This window comes from Bradyrhizobium sp. URHA0013 (genome assembly GCF_000518345.1).
Classification (GTDB): Bacteria; Pseudomonadota; Alphaproteobacteria; order Rhizobiales; family Xanthobacteraceae; genus Bradyrhizobium.
Genome location: NZ_KI912426.1, coordinates 136090 through 156751, shown reverse-complemented (window position 1 = coordinate 156751; position 20662 = coordinate 136090). Strand labels below are relative to the sequence as shown.

Here is a 20662-nt window from a genome sequence, read left to right as displayed (position 1 = left end):
CCATCCTTCGAGGCTCGCCAATTGGCGAGCACCTCAGGATGACGGATAACCCCTACTGTCCGCCACCAAACGTGTTGCAGGCCTGGACGGTGCCCTGCTGGTAGCCGGTCATGAACCACTGTTTGCGTTGCGCGGCCGAGCCGTGGGTGAAGGAATCGGGCACGACGCGGCCTGTGGACTGGCGCTGCAGCGTGTCGTCGCCGATCGCGCTCGCCGTGGTGAGTGCGGCGTCGATGTCGCCCGGCTCCAGGAAGTTCGGCCGCTTCTTCGCCTCGCGATTGACCCAGACACCGGACAAGCAGTCGGCCTGCAATTCGACCTTCACCTGGAGCGCATTCGACTCCGCCTTGCTGCCGGCCTGCTGCTGCAGGCGCGTCACGCGCGGAATGATGCCGAGCAGGTTCTGGATGTGATGGCCGGCCTCATGGGCGATGATGTAGGCGGTGGTGAAGTTACAGGCGGACTTGCCGGAGCACCCGCGAAAACGCGTCTCGACCTCGCGGAAGAAACCGGTGTCGAGGAAGATGGTCCTGTCGGGCGGACAATAGAATGGTCCCATCGCCGACTCCGCCCGGCCGCAGCGCCCGCCATTGGTGACGTTGCGGAACAGCACGACCTTCGGACCGGTAAAGGACTGGCCCGAGGCCTGGAAGATCTCGCTCCAGCGGTCGTCGATCTCGCCGAGGATGCCGGAGATCATGCTGCCCATCTCGTCGGTCGGCGCGCCGCGCTTGGCCGAGGTGGACTGGCGATCGGTCTGGTAGGACGGCGCCTGGCCGCCGCCGGTGAGGATCTCGGCACCGCCGATCAGGATGCGCGGATCGATGCCGAAGGCGTAGCCGACCAGGCCGAGCACGATGATGGTGCCGATGCCGAGCCCGCCGCCGCCCATGGGGAGGCCGAACCCGCCTCCTCCACCGCCGCCGCCACCATCGTCGCGACGATCCTCGATGTCGTCGCTGCGGCGGAAATCATCGTAGCGCATGGCGGCTTCCCTCGGTCCTGGCTGGCATCATTGGGCGCAAAGGCGGCAAAGCTCAACGCACCATGCACGTAAAATTTCCATTGCGTTAATCAATATCCCGCTCGGCAATTATTGCCTAGTGCGACCGCATGGCAATGCCAGCAATTTTTTCCGGGCATCGAGCAATTTTTTCCGAGAGGAATTTTGAGTCTTTTTGCGCTCCGATCACAGCCGCAACGCGAAGAAACACGAAATACACTGCAAAACACGGCGAATGCGCGGAGCGAACCGCGTGCAAGGCGCGATGTGAGAGCTATTCACGAAAGCGGCGGGTTAAGTCGATTTTTACTTTGCCGCTTCAATGTAACGGTCAGTCGGTTGTTTGGTCCCGCGTCGCCGACAGCGTCGCCTGAGTCAGAGTTCTTGAGTCATGGTAGAGTCGCGTCGCGGGGCGTCTGCAAGGGCGCCCCGCACAAATTTTGAGTCTCCTTCGCACAGCATCGTCCTCGGCGATTGCGTCGCAGAGATGTCGAAGCTTCAGGCTGGTTCGGTCGACCTGGTGTTCGCCGATCCACCCTACAATCTCCAGCTCAAGGGCGATCTCAAGCGCCCCGACGAATCCCATGTCGATGCGGTCGACGACGACTGGGACAAGTTCGATTCGTTCTCCGCCTATGACGATTTCACCCGCGCCTGGCTGCTTGCCGCCCGCCGCGCGATGAAGCCGTCGGCGACGATCTGGGTGATCGGCTCCTATCACAACATCTTCCGCGTCGGCGCGATCATGCAGGACCTCGGCTTCTGGCTCCTGAACGACATCGTCTGGCGCAAGACCAACCCGATGCCGAATTTCCGCGGCCGTCGCTTCACCAACGCGCACGAGACCATGATCTGGGCCGCGCGCGACGAAAAGGCCAAGGGCTACACCTTCAACTACGAAGCCTTGAAAGCCGCCAACGAGGACGTGCAGGCACGGTCCGACTGGCTGATCCCGCTCTGCACCGGCGAGGAGCGCCTCAAGGGCGCCGACGGCAAGAAAGTGCACCCGACGCAGAAGCCGGAAGGCCTGCTCGCGCGCGTGCTGCTGTCGTCCTCCAAGCCCGGCGATCTCGTGATCGATCCCTTCAACGGCACCGGCACCACCGGCGCGGTCGCAAAGCGCCTCGGCCGCTCTTATATCGGCTTCGAGCGCGACAAGACTTATGCGAAAGCCGCACAAGCGCGCATCGCCGCGGTCGAGCCGCTGCCGGAGGCAAGCCTCGCCCCGTTCATGACGGCGCGCGAAGCGCCGCGGGTTGCGTTCTCCGAGCTGATCGAGCGTGGCATGATCATGCCCGGCACCAAGCTGTTCGACGCCAAAAAGAAGCTCGGCGCACTGGTCCGCGCCGACGGGGCCATCATGTTCGGCGACAAGGTCGGCTCCATCCACCGCATGGGCGCAGTGGCGCAAGGCGCGCAAGCCTGCAACGGCTGGACCTTCTGGCACATCGAGACCAAGAAGGGTCTCAAGCTGATCGACGAACTCCGCGCCGAAATCCGCGCCGGCATGGCGGCGGGGTAGCCTTCCTTTCGTCATCCCGGAGCGCGCCTCTTGGCGCGGCCCTGGAATCACGAGACTGGTTGAACACAGCGGCCGGCGGGACTAGATTGACCGCCTGCGCCCCGTCCCGACCGGTCCTCCCATGCGACGACAGTCCGAGACATTGCTGCTGGTGCCGCTGCTGCCGATCTTTCTGCTCGGCATGTTTCCGATGTTCCTGATCGCGCTGCTGGGATTTTTCGGCCTCGCCTTGTTCGGCGTGCTCGTGGTCTGTGTCGGGCTCGCCAGCAGCAACGAGGCCCATGACAGCTTCAATCACGACGTCATCGTTCACGGCTACGCGCGCGGATCGGAGCGCAAGGCGCGAGCTTCCGACATGCATATCGCTACCCGGCTCGGGCTGCGCCTGGAGGTCGTGGGCGCGGCCATGGTCATTACGGCGGCGATCGGCCTTTGTTACGCCGGCTGATCTGCGTGGCGCGCAGATACCGCCCGGCAAACTCGCCGGTTGCCCTCCCCGATAAGGTTCAGGCAAGACAAGGGCGCTTGCGGACATGTTGCTGCCTCCACTCTCAGCCAACAAACACAGGGGAGATGCCCGATGCTCAAATTCTATTTCAATGGCTCGCCGAACCCGACCAAGGTCGCGCTTTATCTCGAAGAGTCGGGCCTGGCCTTTGAGCCGGTGAAGATCGACACCCGCAAGGGCGAGCAGTTCACGCCGGACTATCTGAAGATCAATCCGAACTGCAAGGTGCCGGCGATCGACGACAACGGCACCATCGTGTTCGATTCCAACGCCATCCTGCTCTATCTGGCCGAGAAGACCGGAAAATTCCTGCCGGCCGCCAATTTTCGCGGCGAGATGCTGTCATGGCTGATGTTCGTCGCCACCGGCGTCGGCCCGTATTCGGGCCAGGCCGTGCACTTCAAGCATTTCGCGCCGAAGGACCAGAACCACGACTACGCGCATAACCGCTATCAGTTCGAGACCGATCGTCACTACAAGATTCTCGACGGTCACCTCGAAGGCCGCCGCTACATGGTCGGCGACAGCTATTCGATCGTCGACATGGCGCTGTGGGGTTGGGCACGGATGTTGCCGTTCAAGCTCGGCGACGATGCCTTCGCGCGATACCCCAACGTCAAGCGGCTGGTGGACGAGGTCACGGCGCGGCCTGCGGCGACGCGCGCGATCGCTCTGAAGGACAAGTTCACCTTCAAGGCGGAGATGGACGACGAGGCCCGCAGCAACATGTTCAAGCACATGACGACGAAAGTCGCCTGATCGCGTCCGGTCACAATGCGAGGCCACGCGCACGCGCGTGGCCTTTTGCTTTTGAGGCTCAGGCGGCGTGGACCGAGCTCAGGAAGTTGGCGACTTCCTGCTTCAAGCGATTGCTGTCGGCCGACAGCGAGCGGGCCGCCGAGAGCACCTGCGAGGAGGCCGAGCCGGTCTCGGAAGCCCCACGCTGCACGTCGCCGATGTTGGACGACACGAGCTGCGTGCCCTGGGCCGCCTGCTGCACGTTGCGGGAGATCTCCTGCGTCGCCGCACCCTGCTCCTCCACGGCGGCGGCAACCGTCGACGAGATCTCCGACAGTCGCTCGATGGTGCCGCTGATCTCCCTGATCGAGCCGACCGACTCCTCCGTCGCGGCCTGGATGCCCGAAACCTGCTGGGCGATCTCACCGGTGGCCCTCGCGGTCTGCTCGGCAAGCGCCTTGACCTCCGAGGCGACCACGGCAAAGCCACGGCCGGCTTCACCCGCGCGCGCCGCCTCGATGGTGGCGTTCAGCGCCAGGAGGTTGGTCTGGCCGGCGATGGTGCTGATCAGCTCGACCACGTCGCCGATGCGGGCTGCAGCCTTGGAGAGCTCGCTGACGCGCGCGTTGGTCTTGCTCACCTGACCGACGGCTTCGCCCGCAATGCGCGCCGATTCCTGCACCTGGCGCGCGATCTCCGTCACCGAGGAGGACAACTCCTCGGTCGCGGAGGCGACCGCCTGCACATTGGCTGAGGCTTCCTGGGAGGCGGATTGCACTTCGGTGGAGAGATCCTGAGCGCGCCTCGCGGTCGCGGTCAGGGTGCCGGCCGAGCCCTCGAGTTCGTGCGATGCCGAGGATACGGTATCGACGATCTCGCCCACCGCCTGCTCGAACTGGCTGGCGAGCCGGGCCATGTCGGCCTTGCGGCTCTCGGCCTGCCGGGCCTCGGTTGCGGTCTGCTCATGGCGCAGCCTTTCGGTCTCGATCATGTTGGTCTTGAAGACGTCGATCGCCTTGGCCATGTCGCCGATCTCGTCGGCCTTGCCGCGCGAAGGGATCTCGACGGCGAGATTGCCCCCGGCAAGCAGCCCCATTGCGCGCGTCATCGAGGTCAGCGGCCCCACGATGCTGCGGGCGGTCAGGAAGGCGACGATCAGTCCGAACAGGACGGCGAGGCCGCCCGCGATCGCCTGGAGCGAGGTCGTGCCGTCGATCACAGCATCGGCCGCGGTGCGCGAATCCTTGTAATCCGTCTTCAAGGCCGTTTCCGTGACCTTGAGCTTGGCGATGCTCGCGGAGATGAGCGGTGCGAGATCCTTGTGGTAGATCTCGTCGGACCGCAGCATCGCGGCGGAGGTCGTTTCGAACGCGGATTTGTAGATACCGAGGGCGGTCTTCACGGGCGTCAGAGACGAGCGAAGGTCGGCCGCCTGCGGGCTCCTTTCGACGGCTGCGAGCCGCTGCACCGCCCTGTCGACATTGGTTCTGAAGGCGGTGGGCCCGTTGGTGTCGCGCAGAGCGAGGAAGCGCCAGTTCGCGATTCGAACCAGCAGGACCCGGGATTCGAGGTCCGCGACGAGCGACACCGTGTCGTCGTCGGCGGCGGCGCGGGCCACATCGACCAGCTTGGCCATCTTCACCGTCAGCTCTTCGCCGCTCGGCAACAGCGTCGCCTTGCCGGTCCGCGCCTCGTTGACGGCGTCGCCGAGACTATCACGCAGGCTTTTCATTTTGGCGATGTCGGCGATCAGATCGTTGTAGAGCTTCCGCCGCTCCTCCGAGAGGGTGCCCTTTGCTCCGAGCTGTAATAGCCCCGTCGCCGCGGTCTCTCGCTCGGCAGCCTCCCGCATCGCAGGCTCGTTGGCGTCGTAAATGTAGCGCAGATTGGCCCGCTGGATGGCCTGAAAATGGGTCGATATCTCCAGGACGCGCGCCGTGCTGTCCGACAATTTGGAGAGTTTTTCGACCTGATCCTGAACGGACCGCAAATTCCAGATGGCGACCACCGCCATCACAAGACCAACCGCCACCAAGGCCATGAAACCTGCGTACAGGCGTCCCCTGATCCGCAAACGAAAACTCGGCATTCCCACTGTCCACTCAGAAGCATGTCAATTCGGGCGGACGAACAACTCCGGCGATTTATCGGGCCACCCCGGCAGCCGCGGATCGCGTTGTTCGCGACCCACGCTGCACCGCGACACAATGGGGGACACTCGTTAATTGAACCTTCAAATTTTTCGCGCGCGCATGCGTCAGACGGCACAAGATCTGCTGATTTTATCGGCAGGTGAGCAAGGTTTTGGCGAGAGGCCCGCAGCGCCATGCAGGGCGCTGCAGCTGTTCGGCCTGCGCCAGACCGACACGCCCCTCGCCGACCGCGGCGGATGGCACCGGTCGACGGACGCGACGCCGCTCGATCCGCTCAGCTCGCGGCCCCCACGAGCGTTTGCGGAAACGGGCCGAGGGCCTTCTCGGTCAGCATCGAGTCGCAATATTCCCGGATCTCCTTGATCTTGCCGTCCTCGAGACGAAACACGAGGCAATAGTCGTTGTCGTAGCGCACGCCTTCGGGCGTGACGTTGTCGCCCTTGGCTTCGACGACGACGACATCGCCGTCGGCGGTGAAGCGGTGGGCGACCGTCCGCGTCCGGTCGACAAGACGGGTCCGCACATAGGCGTGCAGGTCGTTGAGGATCGCTTGTTTGCCCGAAAAGGTGCGCGACCAGGAGTACTGGCCGGTCACGATCCATTTGGCGTCGTCGGCAAGGCTTTCGGTGAACAAGGCGCGGTCGCGCGCAGCCGGATCGCGGCTGGCGGCGGCGGCAAAGATATCCTGCATCAGCTTCTTGTTGGCGCTCGCGCTCATGGCGGCATCTCCCTTGGTGAGAACATCGAGATCATCGCCGCCGCCTCTAAATTCTTCAAATCGATAGTGGATATGATATCTATTCGCCTCATGAATTTGAATTCGCTCGACCTCAATCTCCTGACCGCGCTCGACGCGCTGCTGCGCGAGGCCAACGTCGGCCGCGCCGCCTTGCGGATCGGGCTGTCGCAGCCGGCGGCCAGTCATGCGCTCCAGCGTCTGCGCGACATCTTTCGCGATCCGCTCCTGGTCCGCACAGGCGCGCGCATGGAGCTGACGCCGCGGGCGCAAGCCTTGCGCGCGCCGCTGGCGCAGGCGCTCGACCAGGTGCGCGGGCTGTTCCTATCGGACGAATTTGACGCGGCGCGCAGCGAGCGGCAATTCCGACTGATGATGCCGGATCTCGCGGTAGAGCTGTTGATGCCGCTCTTGATGGAAAAGGTGACGCAGGCCGCCCCCAATGTCCGAATCGACGTGGTGCCGTGGCGGGGACCGGCGATTTTCCACGCCGAGTTCGCCCGCACCATCGATCTCGTGATCTCGATCGGCAACGCCTTCAAGGGCTTTCACCGCCAGCTGCTCTACACCGACAGCGACGCGCTGGCGGTGCGGCGCGGCCATCCCGTGGCTGCGAAGCTGAAACGGCGCGAGATGTTCCTGGCCGCGCGCCATGTCGGCGTAATTATCCGCGGCCAGCCGGAGGACCTGATCGACACCTGGCTGCGCACCAAGGGCATCGACCGGCACATTTCATTGGTCGTCCCGGGCTATCTCGAAGCGCTGCACGTCGCTGCCCGCACCGACCTCGTCGCCTTCGTGCCGCGCCGGCTGATCGGGGCGCTGTCCAAGAAGCTCGGCCTCGCCACGGTGACGCCGCCGCTCGACCCCGGCATCGACGAGCAGTTCATGTTCTACCCGACCCGCGCACAGATGGATCCCGGCTCGATCTGGCTCAGGCGGCTGATGTTGGAGACGGGACGCGAATTGGAGAAGAAAGGGCGCGCTGGGTAAGACGCAACTTCAAAGCAAATGGTGTCGTCCCGGGTCTGCGCTTACGCTGGCCCGGGACGACAAGGAAATATGTTCCGCGCTGCTACGCCTTCTGCGCGTCCATCACCTTGCGCACGGCGGGGCGGTCGGACATGCGCTTGAAATGATCGGCGATCTTCGGCGTCGCGTTGATGTCGACGCTATCGCCTTCGAGCCAGGTCGACAGGGTGTAGAGATAAGGATCGCAGATCGTGAACTGCTCGCCCATCACCCAGGGCCCCTTGTACATCTTCTGCTCGATCAGGGCGAAGCAGGCGCCCATGGTCTTCGGAATCATCGCCTTCATATCGGCGAACGAGCTCTCTTCGCTCGCCCAGCGCGCGCCGCGCATCTTGTGGGCATGATTGATGTGCACGGTCGAGCAGAGGTAGGAGTTGAACGACTGCACCTGCGCGAAGTCGAAGGGATCGTCGAGCGGCGCGAGCTTCGCCTTGGGGAAGGTCTGCGCGAGATAGGCCAGCATCGCCGGGGTCTCGGTCAGGACGCCGCGATCGGTCACCAGCGCGGGCACGCGGCCTTTCGGGTTGATCGCGAGATACTCCGCGCTGTTCTGCTGGTTGGTCTTGAAGCTCAGCCGCTCGGCCGCGTAGTCGGCGCCGGCTTCTTCCAGGGTGATGTAGGTGGCGAGCGCGCAGGTGCCGGTGGCGTAGTAGAGCTTGAGCATGTCGGACCTCATGGGAAAGCCGGAAGGTAACGGCTGCGGGCCCCGAGGTCCATAGCACGAACTTCTCTTCGCAGTTGCCCACCGGCGCCCGGCTGTGCCAAGACGCCCCAAGTTGGAGGGGCTTTCCCATGACCGTACTCATCGCCGGTGGCGGCATCGGCGGGTTGACGCTTGCGCTCAGCCTGCACGGAATCGGCATTCCCGTAAAAGTGTTCGAGAGCGTCGCCGAACTGCGGCCGCTCGGCGTCGGCATCAACGTGCTGCCGCATGCGGTGCGCGAGCTGATCGAGCTCGGCCTGATGGACAAGCTCAATGCCAGCGGCGTGCGCACCCGCGAGCTTGCCTATTTCTCCAAGCACGGCAAGCCGATCTGGAGCGAGCCGCGCGGGCTGGAGGCCGGCTATAAATGGCCGCAGTTTTCGATCCATCGCGGCACGCTCCAGCAATTGCTGCTCGACACCGCGATCGAGCGCCTCGGCCGCGACAACATCCTCACCAGCCATCATCTGACCGGCTGGAGCGAAACCGCCGACGGCGTGCGCGCCGATTTCATCGACAAGGCCACCGGCAAGGCCGCAGCGACTTACGACGGCACGATCCTGATCGCCGCCGACGGCATCCATTCCGCCGCGCGAGAAAAACTCTATCCCGACGAAGGCCCGCCGATCTGGAACGGCCGCATCCTCTGGCGCGGCGTCACGCCTGCAAAAGCCTTCCTCAGCGGCCGCACCATGATCATGGCCGGCCACGAGATCCTGAAATTCGTCTGCTATCCCATTTCGAAAGAGCCGGACGCGGCGGGCAACCATCTGATCAACTGGGTTGCCGAGCGCCACATGCCGCCGACCTATCAATGGCGGCGCGAGGACTATAACCGCACCGCGCGCCTGGAAGAGTTCTTGCCCTGGTTCGAGAGCTGGCAGTTCGACTGGCTCGACGTGCCGGGCCTGATCAAGAACTGCCCGCACGCCTATGAATATCCACTGGTCGATCGCGATCCGGTGTCACAATGGAACTTCGGCCGCGTCACGCTGATGGGCGACGCCGCACATCCGATGTACCCAATCGGCTCCAACGGCGCCTCGCAGGCGATCCTCGATGCCCGCACCATCACCCGCGAGATCCTGGCGCACGGCCCGACGCAAGCGGCCCTGCTCGCCTATGAGGCGGAGCGGCGGCCTGCAACCACCAGTCTCGTCCTGCTCAACCGCAAGAATGGCCCGGAGCAGGTGATGCAGCTCGTCGAGGAGCGCGCGCCGGATGGCTACAAGGTCGTCACTGACGTGCTGTCGCAACAGGAGTTGGAGGATGTTGCCGCCAACTACAAGCGCGTCGCGGGCTTCCAGGTCGAAGCGCTGAATGCGAAGCCGCCGATCGTGAGCGCGGGTGCGCGCGCGACGAAATGAGTATTCGCACGAAGCGAGACGCACGTTGATGCGCCCTCGCCCCTTGCGGGAGAGGGCAGTGACGCCGGTAGACGCGGACTCACTCAGGTGAGGGGTCTGTCTCCGCGAGTCTAACTCTCATTTGAACTCGCCGAGACAAACCCCTCATCCGGCGCTTCGCGCCACCTTCTCCCGCAAGGGGAGAAGGGAAGTGGAGTGCGCAGCGAGACCGGAAAGCTAGCGCACCACCCTCGCCGCTTCGAGCAGCCGCTCGCTCGCGCTTGCCGTCGCCAGCAGCGTGCCGTCCTCCGCCATCAGCTTTGCCTCGACGAACGCAATCGTCCTGCCGAGCTGCGTCACCTTGGCTTCACCGATGATCGGTCCGGGCTTTGCGGGCGCCAGGAAATTCACGGTCATGCTGATGGTGGTGGTGTAGAGCCGGCCCTCGCTCATCACCAGCACGGCGGGGCCCATCGTGTCGTCGAGCATGGCCGAGAGCATGCCGCCCTGGATGAAGCCGGCCGGATTACAGAACTCCGGCTTGCCGTCGAAGGCGAGCTTGATCCAGCCTTCCCCGGGACGGGCATCGAGCAGGCGCCACCCCAATAGCTCGGCACAGGGCGGCCTGGGAAAGTTGTCGAGCGCGGTCTTGATCATGCGAGCCTCCGTTGCCGACCACAGCTAACGCAGGCCTGCTGCCAGCATGTTGTCAGCAGGATGGGCTGTTAGGGGTCCAATCCATGCGCAATCACCTTACGCATGACGTTGGGCAATGCTTCGTCGGCGAGCGTGGCGATGGGCACCCAGCGCATGCCTGCCGGTGCCCGCGTGCGCATTACCACCTTCGCCGTGTAGACCACCAGTTCCAGCGGGAAATGCGTGAAGACGTGGGTGACCACGCCGATCTTGCGCTGCCAGCGCGAGAGCCCCTTCAGCTCGGGTGCCTGCTGTTTTGCCTTGGCATCTTCTTGCCCGGCCAGCCAATGCGATCCCGGTACCTCGGTCATGCCGCCGAGCAGACCCTTCTCGGGACGGCTGCGGACGAGCAGCTCGTCGCCGCGCGTGACAACGAAGGCGGCGCCGCGCCGTAGCGCGCCGCTCTTCTTCGGCGCCTTGCGCGGGAACGTGTCTTGCGTTCCGAGCGCGCGCGCCGTGCAGTCCTCGTTCAGCGGGCATAACGAGCAGGCCGGCCTTTTCGGCGTGCAGATCGAGGCCCCTAGATCCATCAGCGCCTGGGCGCTATCACCGGCGCGAGAATCGGCAAGCAGCGTCGCAGCCAACTCCTGAATCAGCGGCTTGGCCTGCGGGAGCTCTTCTTCAACTGCAAAGAGCCGCGAGACCACGCGTTCGATATTGCCGTCGACGGGCATGGTGCGGCGGTCGAACGCGATCGCCGCGATCGCTGCCGCCGTATAGGGCCCGATGCCCGGCAGCGCACGCAGGCCCACTTCGGTGTCGGGAAAGGCGCCGCCGTGCTCGCGCGTCACCGCGACCGCGCAGGCATGGAGATTACGGGCGCGAGAATAATAGCCGAGCCCGGCCCACATCCGCAGCACGTCGTCTTGCGAGGTCCGTCCGAGCGCGGTGACATCAGGCCAGCGCGCGACGAATTTTTCGAAATAGGGCCCGACCGCCTTCACCGTGGTCTGCTGCAGCATGATCTCGGACAGCCAGACGCGGTAAGGGTCGGATGCCTCGCCGGGCGCAGCGCGCCAGGGCAAGCGGCGGCGGTGGCGGTCGTACCATTGGAGCAGCGCGAGCGGGCGCGACGAGGTCTCCGGCGGAACTGGTTCCGATTTCGCCTTGAGGGCGGATTTGGGGCTCATGTTCACACTGTAGCGGCAATGCACCGATCTCTCCACGTCGTGCCCACGCTTGTCGCGGGCATCCACGTTTTTCTTCGCGGCGAAGAGCCTGTGGCCGACGCGCCGGAGTGCTATAAGGTCCCATGTCCAAGCTTCGCCCCATGAAACCCGGTCCTATCAGCGCCAAGCCGTTGTCGCTTCTGCTCAACGACGTCTTCGCCGAGGCCTATGCCAAGCAGGGTTTTGCCGCGCGCGAACTGGTGACGCGGTGGGCGCAGATTGCCGGACCGGAGATCGCGGCCCATGCCGAGCCGCTCAAGATGCAATGGCCGCAGCCGGTCGAGGGTCAGCCGCAGGAGCCGGCCACGCTGGTGCTGCGGGTCGAGGGGCCGATGGCGCTGGAGATCCAGCACTCCGCCGATGTGATCCTGCAGCGGGTCAACCGCTTCTTCGGCTGGAGCGCGGTCGGCAAGCTGGCCTTCCGCCAGGCTCCGCTGTCGCGCGCCCGCCGGCAGACCCGGCCCGCCCCGCCGGACGCCAAGTCGGTGGCCGAGGTGGCTGAGCGCCTGGGCGACATCGAAGATGAACAATTGAAGTCGGCGCTGGCGCGCCTCGGGGCCGCCATCAAGCGAAATTGAGCCTTATTCTGCGGCCAAACTGGACCTCTCCTTGCCGCTCGCCATTGCCTCAAGCGACGTTTCAAGCTAGCGACAGGCCGTCTGAATGGGAATTTCGGGCGAGACCACGCCAATCCGGGAGCCGACCTTGATCATCACCCGCCGCGCCTTCACCTCGATGCTGTCGCTGACCGGGCTTGCCGCGCTCGCTGGGTTCTCGCCGCTGCGATTCATCTCCGATGCCATGATCCCTGAAGCCATGGCGCAGGCGGCGGCCGGCGACGTCGCCAAGCCGGTGTCGCTGCCCGACATGGCGCTGGGCCCGAAGGACGCCGCCGTCACCATCACCGAATATGCTTCGATGACCTGCCCGCATTGCGCGGCCTTCAATGAGCAAGTGTTTCCCAAGATCAAGTCGGAATACATCGACACCGGCAAGGTGCGTTACGTCTTCCGCGAGTTCCCGCTCGACATCAAAGCCGCCGCCGGGTCGATGCTGTCGCGCTGCATCGCCAATGGCGATGCGCCGAAATACTTTGCCGTCACCGACATGCTGTTCCGCCAGCAGAACGACTGGGTGGTGAAGAACACCACGGAGACCCTGACCCGGATCGGCAAGCAGGCCGGTCTGACCCAGCAGCAGGTCGAGGCCTGCCTGAAGGACCAGGCGCTGCTCGACAAGATCGCCGCCGACCAGAAATATGCCAGCGACGTTCTGAAGGTCGATTCGACGCCAACGTTCTTCGTCAACGGCGAGAAGATCAAGGGCGAGACCTCATTCGAGGAATTCGCCAAGAAGATCAATCCGCTGCTCAAGAGCTGATTCGCTCGTCAAGATTCTGATTCGCATCTCGATAGCCGTATCTTTCCCGGCATAAATCCCTTGGGAAAAGCGGTTTTCGCCGGTTGCCCTCGCGGCGCACCGCGGCCATTGTCCGACCGCATGAGGCGCCTCGCGCGACTCGCCCGGATACCGACATTGCCTTCCATGGTATTGTCCCGGCAGGGGGATTCGCGCCTGCCAACAGAGATGCGTGCTTATGAAAATCACCCGCCTGCGCCTTCACGGCTTCAAGTCCTTCGTTGAGGCCACCGACTTCGTCATCGAGCCCGGCCTGACCGGCGTGGTCGGCCCCAACGGCTGCGGCAAGTCGAATCTCGTCGAGGCGCTGCGCTGGGCGATGGGCGAGACCTCCTACAAGTCGCTGCGCGCCGCCGACATGGACGCGGTGATCTTCGCCGGCTCCGGCAATCGTCCGGCACGCAACCACGCCGAAGTGACGATGACGATCGACAATTCCGATCGCACCGCGCCGGCGGCGATGAACGACAGCCAGCTGCTGGAAATTTCCCGCCGCATCGAGCGCGAAGCCGGCTCGGTCTACCGCATCAACGGCCGCGACGTGCGCGCCCGCGACGTGCAGATTCTGTTCGCCGACGCCGCCACGGGCGCGCGCTCGCCGGCCCTGGTCCACCAGGGCAAGATCGGCGAGATCATTCAGGCCAAGCCCGAGCAGCGCCGCCGCGTGCTGGAAGACGCCGCCGGCGTCGCCGGCCTGCACGCCCGCCGCCACGAAGCCGAGCTGCGGCTCAAGGCGGCCGAGACCAATCTCACCCGCGTCGAGGACGTGATCGGCCAGCTCGCCGGGCAAATGGAAGGCCTCAAGAAGCAGGCCCGCCAGGCCGTGCGCTATCGCGAGGTCGCGGCCAAGGTCCGCAAGGCGGAAGCCACCCTGTTCCACCTGCGCTGGATCGGCGCCCATGCCGACGTCAACGAGTCTGGCCAGACCCACGATCTCGCGGTCCGCGAGATGGCCGAGCGGACCCAGCACCAGGCCGAGGCCGCCCGCATCCAGGCGATTCGCGCTGCCGAAATGCCGGCGCTGCGCGATGCCGAAGCCCGCGCCGCAGCGGGGCTGCAGCGCCTCACCAACGCCCGCGAGCTGCTCGATCGCGAGGAAGAGCGCGCCAAGGAGCGCGTCGCTGAGCTCGAGCGGCGCCTCGCACAGTTCGAAGGCGACATCTCGCGTGCCCAGCAGCAGACCATGGACGCCGATGTCGCGCTGCAGCGCCTCGACGCCGAAGATGCCGAGCTGAAGGAAGAGATCAAGTCGCGCGTCGAGAAGCGCTCCGGCGTCGATGAGCGTGTTGCCGAAGCCGAGGCGGTGCTGACCGAGACCGAGCAGCAGTTCGCCGAGCTCACCACCGCGCTCGCCGATCTCACAGCCAAGCGCAATCAACTCGAAGCCAACGTTCGAACCCACCGCGACAAGCTCGCCCGGCTGGACCAGGAGATTTCGAACGTCGCGGCGGAAGAGCAGAAGCTCACCGAGGCGACCGGCGGCTTCGGCGATCTCGACGAGCTGACCGCGACGGTCGAGAACGCCGAGCAGACACTGGCGGCCTCGGAAGCCGCGGCTCAAGCCAGCGAAGCCGCGCACGTCGCGGCGCGGCAGACGCTGGAATCCTCGCGCTCGCCGCTCGTCGAAGCCGACAAGCGCGTGCAACGGCTCGATACCGAGGCGCGCACGATCTCCAAGATCCTCAACGGCGAGACCAAGAATCTGTGGCCGCCGATCATCGACGGCATCACCGTCGACAAGGGATTTGAAAAGGCGATCGGCGCGGCGCTTGGCGACGATCTCGACGCGCCGGTCGATCCGTCCGCGCCGATGCGCTGGACCAATGCCGGCGTCACCGACGGCGATCCGGAACTGCCCGAAGGCGTCGTGCCGCTCGCCAGCCACGTGCAGGCCCCGGCCGAGCTGACCCGCCGCCTAGCGCAGATCGGCGTGGTGCCGCGCGAGCGCGGCGCCGAGCTGGTCTCGCAGCTCAAGACCGGCCAGCGGCTGGTGTCGCCCGAAGGTGACGTCTGGCGCTGGGACGGTTTTGTCGCAGCCGCCCACGCGCCGACCGGCGCAGCACGGCGGCTTGCCGAGCGCGCCCGCCTGATCGACATCGAGAACGAGCTGGAGCAGGCCCGCATCGACGCGCAGATCAAGCGTCAGGCGCTGGAGAACGCCGAGGCCGAGCTGCAGATGGCGGCCAGCACCGAAGGTGCGAGCCGCGAAGCCTGGCGCGCCGCGCAGCGCGAGCTCAACGTCGCGCGCGAGCGTCATGCCACTGTCGAGCGCGAAATCAGCCGCCACGCCGCGCGCAAGGCGACGCTGTCGGAAGCGCACAGCCGCCTGGCCGCCGACCGCGCCGAGGCCGAAGCCGCCTACGAATCCGCCGAAGCCGGGATCTCCGAGCTGCCGTCGAGCGAGGACACCGAAACCCGTCTCGCCGCCGTCCGCAGCGACATCGAAGGTCATCGCCGCATGGCCGCTCAGGTCCGCGCCGAGGCACAGGCGCTGGCGCGCGAAGCCGAGCTGGCCGACCGCCGCGTGCAGGCGATCCTCGCCGAACGCACCGAGTGGCAGAACCGCAAGGAGAGCGCCGCCTCCCACATCGACACTATCCAGGCGCGCATCGCCGAAGTCTCGATCGAGCGAAGCGACCTGGAGAACGCGCCGGCCGTGTTCGCAGAGAAGCGCAGCGCGCTAATCACCGAGATCGAATACGCCGAAAACGACCGCCGCATGGCTGCCGATGCGCTCGCCAGCGCGGAAACCGCGATGGCCGAAACCGATCGCGTCGCCAAGCTGACGCTGGAGGCGCTGTCGAGCTCGCGCGAGGCCACCGCCCGCGCCGAGGAGCGCATGGAAGGCGCACGGCGCCGGCTCGAGGACATCGAGCGCGAGATCCGCGACATGCTGGAAGTCGAGCCGCAGGCCGTTGCCGGCCTCGCCGAGATCGAACCCGGCGCCGAGCTGCCGCCGCTGCACGACATCGAGGAAGACCTCGAAAAAATGCGCCGCGACCGCGAGCGCCTGGGGGCGGTCAATTTGCGCGCCGAGGAAGAGCTGCGCGAGGTCGAGACCCAGCACAACGGTCTGGTCACCGAGCGCGACGACCTCGTCGAGGCCATCAAGCGGTTGCGCCAGGGCATCCAGAGCCTCAACAAGGAGGCGCGCGAGCGGCTCCTGACCTCGTTCGAGGTCGTCAACAACCACTTCAAGCGCCTGTTCGTCGAGCTGTTCGGCGGCGGCGAAGCCGCGCTGCATTTGATCGAGAGCGATGACCCTCTTGAAGCCGGTCTCGAAATCATCGCCAAGCCGCCGGGCAAGAAGCCGCAGACGCTGTCGCTGCTCTCCGGCGGTGAGCAGGCGTTGACCGCGATGGCGCTGATCTTCGCGGTGTTCCTCACCAATCCTTCGCCGATCTGCGTGCTGGACGAAGTCGACGCGCCGCTCGACGACCACAACGTCGAGCGCTATTGCAACCTGTTGCACGAGATGACCGCCTCGACCGACACGCGCTTCATCATCATCACCCACAACCCGATCACGATGGCGCGGATGAACCGCCTGTTCGGCGTCACCATGGCCGAACGCGGGGTCTCGCAGCTGGTGTCGGTGAACCTGCAAGAGGCGGTGGATATTCTCGACCAGAACGTGGCGTGAGCTTCCGGTCGTTCCACACCCATTGACGTCGTCATCCGCGAAAGCGGATGATCAAACATGATCTCTCCGACTCTCCCCGCCGAACTGAAAGCGGCGCTCGACGGCAAGCTGCAGGGCTTTTCCCGCACCGACGCTGCGCAGCGATCGCAGAAGATCTCCACCACCTACCGCGCAGGCGGTGGCTCCGGCACGATCAAGTCGGAGGCCGATGCGCTCGCCTATGCGCTCGCGCGCATGCCGGCGACTTACGCGGCGGTGGCGGCCAGTCTGAATGCGCTGACCGAGATCGTACCGGACCTCGCTCCGGAAACACTGCTCGACGTCGGCGCAGGTCCGGGCACCGCGAGCTGGGCCGCGGCGGAGGCTTTCTCCTCGCTGCAGGATTTCACCCTGCTCGACGCCAACGCCACGCTCAGCCGTCTCGCGCTCGAACTGGCGCGCGACAGCACGCGTTTGGCGGATTGCCGCTATCTGCCGGGCGATGCCGGCGCGAACCTCGCCGAGGTCTCGCAAGCCGATCTCGTCGTCGCGAGTTATGTCATCGGCGAGCTCAGCGAGAGCGATCAACGCAAGCTCGCGGAAGCGATGTGGGCGAAAGCGCGCCACGCGCTGGTCGTAATCGAGCCCGGCACGCCCGCCGGCTACGCGCGCATCCTCGCTTTGCGCCAGCAACTGATCGCGGCGGGCGCCTACGTCGCCGCACCCTGTCCACATGAAAAGCCGTGTCCGCTGGCGGCGCCGGACTGGTGCCATTTCTCCCAGCGCTTGCCGCGCTCGCAGGCTCACCGCCAGATCAAGGGCGCCGAGGTGCCGTTCGAGGACGAGCGATTCATCTACGTGGCGCTGATCCGCACGCCGCCCGCAACCCGCGCCGCACGCGTGCTGGCGCCGCCGGATATCGGCAAGGCCGAGATCACGGCAAAGCTCTGCACCGGGAAAGGCCTCGCGATCACGAAAGCGCCGCGCCGTGACAAGGCCGCCTATGCGAGCGCTCGGCGCTGGCGCTGGGGCGATGGCGACCTGTCCGAAAGTTAACCTCCTCCGGCTCTTTCACCTTGAACTCGGATAGCCTCTCATCCGACCAAATCCTACCTTCCCTCTGCGCCGGGCTCTCGCTCCGCGCCAATTTGGTCTACCCTAGCGCCCGCCTTCTTCCCCCTTCAGGAGTTCTCCATGTCGACCGGCTGGATCGTCCTCGGCGTTATCGTCGTCCTCGTGTTCTTTGCCTTCGCCGCCTACAACCGGCTGGTGGCGCTGGGCCAACGCGTCGGCCAGGCCTTTGCCGACGTCGACGTGCAGCTCAAGCAGCGTCACGATCTGATCCCGAACCTGGTCGAGACGGTGAAGGGGTATGCCTCGCATGAGCGCGGCACGCTCGACGACGTCATCAAGGCGCGCAATTCGGCGATGTCGGCGCAGGGACCGGCGCAGGTGTCCGCGGCCGAGACCCAGCTCTCCGGCGCGCTCGGCCGGCTGATCGCGCTGTCGGAGGCCTATCCCGACCTCAAGGCCAATGCCAATTTCCAGCAGCTCGCCAGCGAGCTGTCCGACCTCGAGAACAAGATCGCGGCCAGCCGCCGCTTCTTCAACAACGCGGTCCAGGAATACAACACCGGCATCCAGCAGATGCCCGCCGCTCTGTTCGCCGGCATGTTCGGCTTCACCAAAAAGGACTTCTTCGATCTCGGCGCCAGCCGCACCGAGGTCGAGGCCACGCCGCAGGTGAAGTTCTGAGTTGAGCCGATAGGCCGGCAGGGCATCGCGTCATGGCCGCGTATGGTCTCTACACGCACATCGCCTCGAACAAGTTTCGTTCGATGCTGCTGCTCGCCGGCCTGTTCGCGCTGGTCTATGTGCTGGTCTATGCCGGCGCGCTGATCGCCGAAGTCGTCATCAACGGCGACGAGACCGTCGTCCATTATCTGAGACGCGCCTTCTATGATCTGAAAGCCGCCGCACCGGTTGCGACCGTCGTGGCAGCGGCCTGGATCGTGATCGCCTATTTTTTCCACCAGTCGATGATCGATGCGGTGACCGGCGGCCACGACGTCACCCGGCAGCAAGAGCCTCGGCTCTATAATCTGCTCGAAAACCTCTGCATCTCGCGCGGCATCACAATGCCGAAGCTGAAGATCATGGAGAGCCCGGCGCTTAACGCGTTCGCGACCGGCCTCAATCCACGGCAATATTCGGTCACCGTCACCACCGGTCTTCTCAATGCGCTTGATGACAAGGAGATCGAGGCGGTGCTGGGCCATGAGCTGACCCACATCAAGAACGGCGACGTGCAGCTCATGGTGGTCGCCGTCATCATCGCGGGTGTGGTCGGGTTCTTCGGCGAACTGTTCTTCCGCCTGTTCACGAATTTCAGCTGGGGCTCCGGCGGCTCGTGGTCGTCGGGCTCCTCCTCGTCGTCACGATCGTCCTCGTCGTCGAGCGACAGCAAGAGTTCGGGGGGCGGCGCGGTGATCGTCATCATCATCGCGGTCGTGCTGATCGTGGTGGCCTGGCTGTTGTCGCAGGTGGTGAAGCTCGCGCTGTCGCGCTCGCGGGAATATCTCGCGGACGCGGGCTCCGTCGAGCTGACGAAAAACCCGGACGCCATGATCTCGGCACTGCGCAAGATCGAGAACCGCGGCGAACTACCGGGCGCAACCTCGGCAGTGATGGAGCTCTGCGTCGACAATCCGCGCGAGGGGTTTGCCGATTTGTTCGCGACCCACCCTTCGGTGCAGTCCCGGGTCGATGCGCTGGTCAAGTTCGCCGGCGGCCATGATCCCGGCCCGCTGCCGCCTCCCGCCGACGGGACCGAGGAGCCGGACACGCAGGCCGACCGGCCGGACGCCCCACCGGCGCTGCGGCAGGGTCCCTGGAATGACGCTGATGGCGCGGCCAATCCGCCGCCGGTGCCCGCACCCAGCTCAGCCGGAACCGCCAGTAGCAACCCAAGAGGCAATCCCGTGCGCAATCCCTTGAGTAATCCCTTGGGTCCTTGGGGCCGCCATTGAGCGCGATTTGACGCCATGCGCGGCGGGTTTCGTCGCGATTGGGAAAAACCTCGGGAATTGCCGTAACTGGGGTCTGCGGAATTGAATTCTCCCTTGTTTCTGCCATGTTCGCGCCCAACAGCAGACTTGGGACATCTTTGCGACATCGATTTGGGGCCCGGCCGATTGCGACTTCGCGATCGGGGGGCGCGTTAGGGGACAGCAATGGCAAAGCCGGCAGTGGTTGTGGTGGGCGCAGACAAGGGCGGGGTCGGCAAGACCACCGTGTCGCGCACCCTGCTCGATTATTTTTCCGCCAACAACGTGCCGACGCGCGCCTTCGACACCGAGTCGCCGCGCGGAACCCTGAAGCGCTTCCACCCTGACATCACCGAGATCGTCGACATGACGACGACGTCGGACCAGATGAAGATCTTCGATACGCTCAACGCGACGAGCCCGTCGGTTACCGTGATCGACGTCCGCGCCGGCCTGCTCTCGCCGGCGCTCGCCTCCTTGCGCGACATCGGTTTCCTCGACGCCGCCAAGGCCGGCCAGATCACCTTTGCCGTGTTCCACATCCTCGGACCCTCGATCGCCTCTCTGGACGAAATCGCCGAGACCGCAGGCTTCATGGGGGGCGCGAAATATTTCCTAGTCAAGAACTTCATCAACGATACCCAGTTCTTCCAGTGGGACCAGGCGACTTACCAGTCGTATTTCAACCGCATCAAGGACGCGACCGAGCTGACCATCCCCAAGCTCAACGAAATGGCCTATGAGCAGGTCGAGGTGTCCTCCGTCCCGTTCCTGAAATTCGTCGCCAACAAGGGCATCAACGACGAGGCAGCGAACTATTCGTTCGTGCTGCGCGGCTATGTCCGGCATTGGCTTGCGAACGTCTGGAGCGAATTCGACCGGATCCGGCTGACCGATATCGTCGGCTCGACGAAATCCGGGAGCCGCAACAGCGAAAAATAGTTGCGCAAGCCGGGCGGATACGGCTG

The 20662-nt window shown here is 65.1% G+C and carries 18 protein-coding genes; 12 read left to right on the top strand and 6 right to left on the bottom strand.

The annotated features are described in order from the left end of the window. Positions 1-52: 52 nt before the first annotated feature. The gene (locus N551_RS0121325) at positions 53-985 is read right to left on the bottom strand and encodes a neutral zinc metallopeptidase (protein WP_027568595.1); all 933 of its coding nucleotides are present in this window, start codon (positions 983-985) and stop codon (positions 53-55) included. Between the two features lie 409 nt (positions 986-1394). Between N551_RS0121325 and N551_RS0121320 the strand changes: the two genes are divergently transcribed. The 3 genes from N551_RS0121320 (at position 1395) to N551_RS0121310 (ending at position 3792) form a co-directional block, all read left to right on the top strand. Beyond that, positions 1395-2525 carry a site-specific DNA-methyltransferase gene (locus N551_RS0121320; protein WP_007607106.1) on the top strand — a complete coding sequence of 377 codons (1131 nt, stop codon included), beginning with the start codon at positions 1395-1397 and terminating at the stop codon, positions 2523-2525. A gap of 121 nt (positions 2526-2646) precedes the next feature. Further along, a complete protein-coding gene (locus N551_RS0121315; RefSeq protein ID WP_027568594.1) occupies positions 2647-2973 on the top strand; it encodes a hypothetical protein in 327 nt (108 codons plus the stop codon). Positions 2974-3105: 132 nt separating this feature from the next. Next, on the top strand, positions 3106-3792 hold the full coding sequence (locus N551_RS0121310; protein WP_027568593.1) for a glutathione S-transferase family protein: 687 nt from the start codon (positions 3106-3108) through the stop codon (positions 3790-3792). Between the two features lie 58 nt (positions 3793-3850). Here N551_RS0121310 and N551_RS0121305 read toward each other — a convergent pair whose 3' ends face one another. Continuing rightward, positions 3851-5860 (bottom strand): methyl-accepting chemotaxis protein, encoded by a 2010-nt coding sequence (locus N551_RS0121305; protein WP_027568592.1) that lies wholly within the window; start codon positions 5858-5860, stop codon positions 3851-3853. Positions 5861-6198: 338 nt separating this feature from the next. Next, positions 6199-6642: a nuclear transport factor 2 family protein gene (locus N551_RS0121300; RefSeq protein WP_027568591.1), complete on the bottom strand. Its 444-nt coding sequence runs from the start codon at positions 6640-6642 to the stop codon at positions 6199-6201. 90 nt (positions 6643-6732) lie between these two features. On the opposite strand from N551_RS0121300, the gene N551_RS0121290 reads away from it, so the two are divergent. Further along, positions 6733-7653, top strand: a complete 921-nt coding sequence (locus N551_RS0121290) for a LysR family transcriptional regulator (protein WP_027568590.1) — start codon at positions 6733-6735, stop codon at positions 7651-7653. An 82-nt stretch (positions 7654-7735) separates the two neighbouring features. On the opposite strand, the gene N551_RS0121285 is transcribed toward N551_RS0121290, so the two are convergent. After that, positions 7736-8356, bottom strand: a complete 621-nt coding sequence (locus N551_RS0121285; RefSeq protein ID WP_027568589.1) for a glutathione S-transferase family protein — start codon at positions 8354-8356, stop codon at positions 7736-7738. Between the two features lie 128 nt (positions 8357-8484). Between N551_RS0121285 and N551_RS0121280 the strand changes: the two genes are divergently transcribed. Then, positions 8485-9762 (top strand): flavin-dependent oxidoreductase, encoded by a 1278-nt coding sequence (locus tag N551_RS0121280; protein ID WP_027568588.1) that lies wholly within the window; start codon positions 8485-8487, stop codon positions 9760-9762. Positions 9763-9978: 216 nt separating this feature from the next. On the opposite strand, the gene N551_RS0121275 is transcribed toward N551_RS0121280, so the two are convergent. Then, a complete protein-coding gene (locus N551_RS0121275; protein WP_027568587.1) occupies positions 9979-10398 on the bottom strand; it encodes a PaaI family thioesterase in 420 nt (139 codons plus the stop codon). Between the two features lie 68 nt (positions 10399-10466). Next, entirely contained in the window at positions 10467-11567 is a 1101-nt protein-coding gene (gene mutY, locus N551_RS0121270; RefSeq protein WP_027568586.1) for an A/G-specific adenine glycosylase, read from the bottom strand. Positions 11568-11689: 122 nt separating this feature from the next. Here mutY and N551_RS0121265 point away from each other — a divergent pair, with 122 nt between their 5' ends. The 7 genes from N551_RS0121265 to N551_RS0121235 all read left to right on the top strand — a co-directional run bounded on the left by N551_RS0121265 (position 11690) and on the right by N551_RS0121235 (position 20636). Continuing rightward, a complete protein-coding gene (locus N551_RS0121265) occupies positions 11690-12184 on the top strand; it encodes a DUF721 domain-containing protein (RefSeq protein ID WP_027568585.1) in 495 nt (164 codons plus the stop codon). 127 nt (positions 12185-12311) lie between these two features. After that, a complete protein-coding gene (locus N551_RS0121260; RefSeq protein WP_018454930.1) occupies positions 12312-12986 on the top strand; it encodes a DsbA family protein in 675 nt (224 codons plus the stop codon). Between the two features lie 217 nt (positions 12987-13203). Next, positions 13204-16668, top strand: coding sequence for a chromosome segregation protein SMC (gene smc, locus N551_RS0121255; protein ID WP_027568584.1), 3465 nt, complete (start codon positions 13204-13206; stop codon positions 16666-16668). Positions 16669-16725: 57 nt separating this feature from the next. Beyond that, positions 16726-17703 (top strand): small ribosomal subunit Rsm22 family protein, encoded by a 978-nt coding sequence (locus tag N551_RS0121250; protein ID WP_027568583.1) that lies wholly within the window; start codon positions 16726-16728, stop codon positions 17701-17703. Positions 17704-17841: 138 nt separating this feature from the next. Then, a complete protein-coding gene (locus N551_RS0121245; RefSeq protein ID WP_027516414.1) occupies positions 17842-18402 on the top strand; it encodes a LemA family protein in 561 nt (186 codons plus the stop codon). 32 nt (positions 18403-18434) lie between these two features. Continuing rightward, complete coding sequence (locus N551_RS0121240; RefSeq protein WP_027568582.1) at positions 18435-19676, top strand: M48 family metallopeptidase; 1242 nt, start codon at positions 18435-18437, stop codon at positions 19674-19676. A 204-nt stretch (positions 19677-19880) separates the two neighbouring features. After that, positions 19881-20636 carry a hypothetical protein gene (locus N551_RS0121235; RefSeq protein WP_027516412.1) on the top strand — a complete coding sequence of 252 codons (756 nt, stop codon included), beginning with the start codon at positions 19881-19883 and terminating at the stop codon, positions 20634-20636. Positions 20637-20662 lie beyond the last annotated feature (26 nt).

What these genes read in the sequence shown, in the direction of transcription:
- N551_RS0121305 (WP_027568592.1), bottom strand. Translation starts at nt 5,860, where the DNA reads ATGCCGAGTTTTCGTTTGCGGATCAGGGGACGCCTGTACGCAGGTTTC.
- mutY (WP_027568586.1), bottom strand. Translation starts at nt 11,567, where the DNA reads ATGAGCCCCAAATCCGCCCTCAAGGCGAAATCGGAACCAGTTCCGCCG.
- N551_RS0121285 (WP_027568589.1), bottom strand. Translation starts at nt 8,356, where the DNA reads ATGCTCAAGCTCTACTACGCCACCGGCACCTGCGCGCTCGCCACCTAC.
- N551_RS0121310 (WP_027568593.1), top strand. Translation starts at nt 3,106, where the DNA reads ATGCTCAAATTCTATTTCAATGGCTCGCCGAACCCGACCAAGGTCGCG.
- N551_RS0121300 (WP_027568591.1), bottom strand. Translation starts at nt 6,642, where the DNA reads ATGAGCGCGAGCGCCAACAAGAAGCTGATGCAGGATATCTTTGCCGCC.
- N551_RS0121265 (WP_027568585.1), top strand. Translation starts at nt 11,690, where the DNA reads ATGTCCAAGCTTCGCCCCATGAAACCCGGTCCTATCAGCGCCAAGCCG.
- N551_RS0121240 (WP_027568582.1), top strand. Translation starts at nt 18,435, where the DNA reads ATGGCCGCGTATGGTCTCTACACGCACATCGCCTCGAACAAGTTTCGT.
- N551_RS0121280 (WP_027568588.1), top strand. Translation starts at nt 8,485, where the DNA reads ATGACCGTACTCATCGCCGGTGGCGGCATCGGCGGGTTGACGCTTGCG.
- N551_RS0121325 (WP_027568595.1), bottom strand. Translation starts at nt 985, where the DNA reads ATGCGCTACGATGATTTCCGCCGCAGCGACGACATCGAGGATCGTCGC.
- N551_RS0121275 (WP_027568587.1), bottom strand. Translation starts at nt 10,398, where the DNA reads ATGATCAAGACCGCGCTCGACAACTTTCCCAGGCCGCCCTGTGCCGAG.
- N551_RS0121315 (WP_027568594.1), top strand. Translation starts at nt 2,647, where the DNA reads ATGCGACGACAGTCCGAGACATTGCTGCTGGTGCCGCTGCTGCCGATC.
- N551_RS0121235 (WP_027516412.1), top strand. Translation starts at nt 19,881, where the DNA reads ATGGCAAAGCCGGCAGTGGTTGTGGTGGGCGCAGACAAGGGCGGGGTC.
- N551_RS0121250 (WP_027568583.1), top strand. Translation starts at nt 16,726, where the DNA reads ATGATCTCTCCGACTCTCCCCGCCGAACTGAAAGCGGCGCTCGACGGC.
- smc (WP_027568584.1), top strand. Translation starts at nt 13,204, where the DNA reads ATGAAAATCACCCGCCTGCGCCTTCACGGCTTCAAGTCCTTCGTTGAG.
- N551_RS0121290 (WP_027568590.1), top strand. Translation starts at nt 6,733, where the DNA reads ATGAATTTGAATTCGCTCGACCTCAATCTCCTGACCGCGCTCGACGCG.
- N551_RS0121245 (WP_027516414.1), top strand. Translation starts at nt 17,842, where the DNA reads ATGTCGACCGGCTGGATCGTCCTCGGCGTTATCGTCGTCCTCGTGTTC.
- N551_RS0121320 (WP_007607106.1), top strand. Translation starts at nt 1,395, where the DNA reads ATGGTAGAGTCGCGTCGCGGGGCGTCTGCAAGGGCGCCCCGCACAAAT.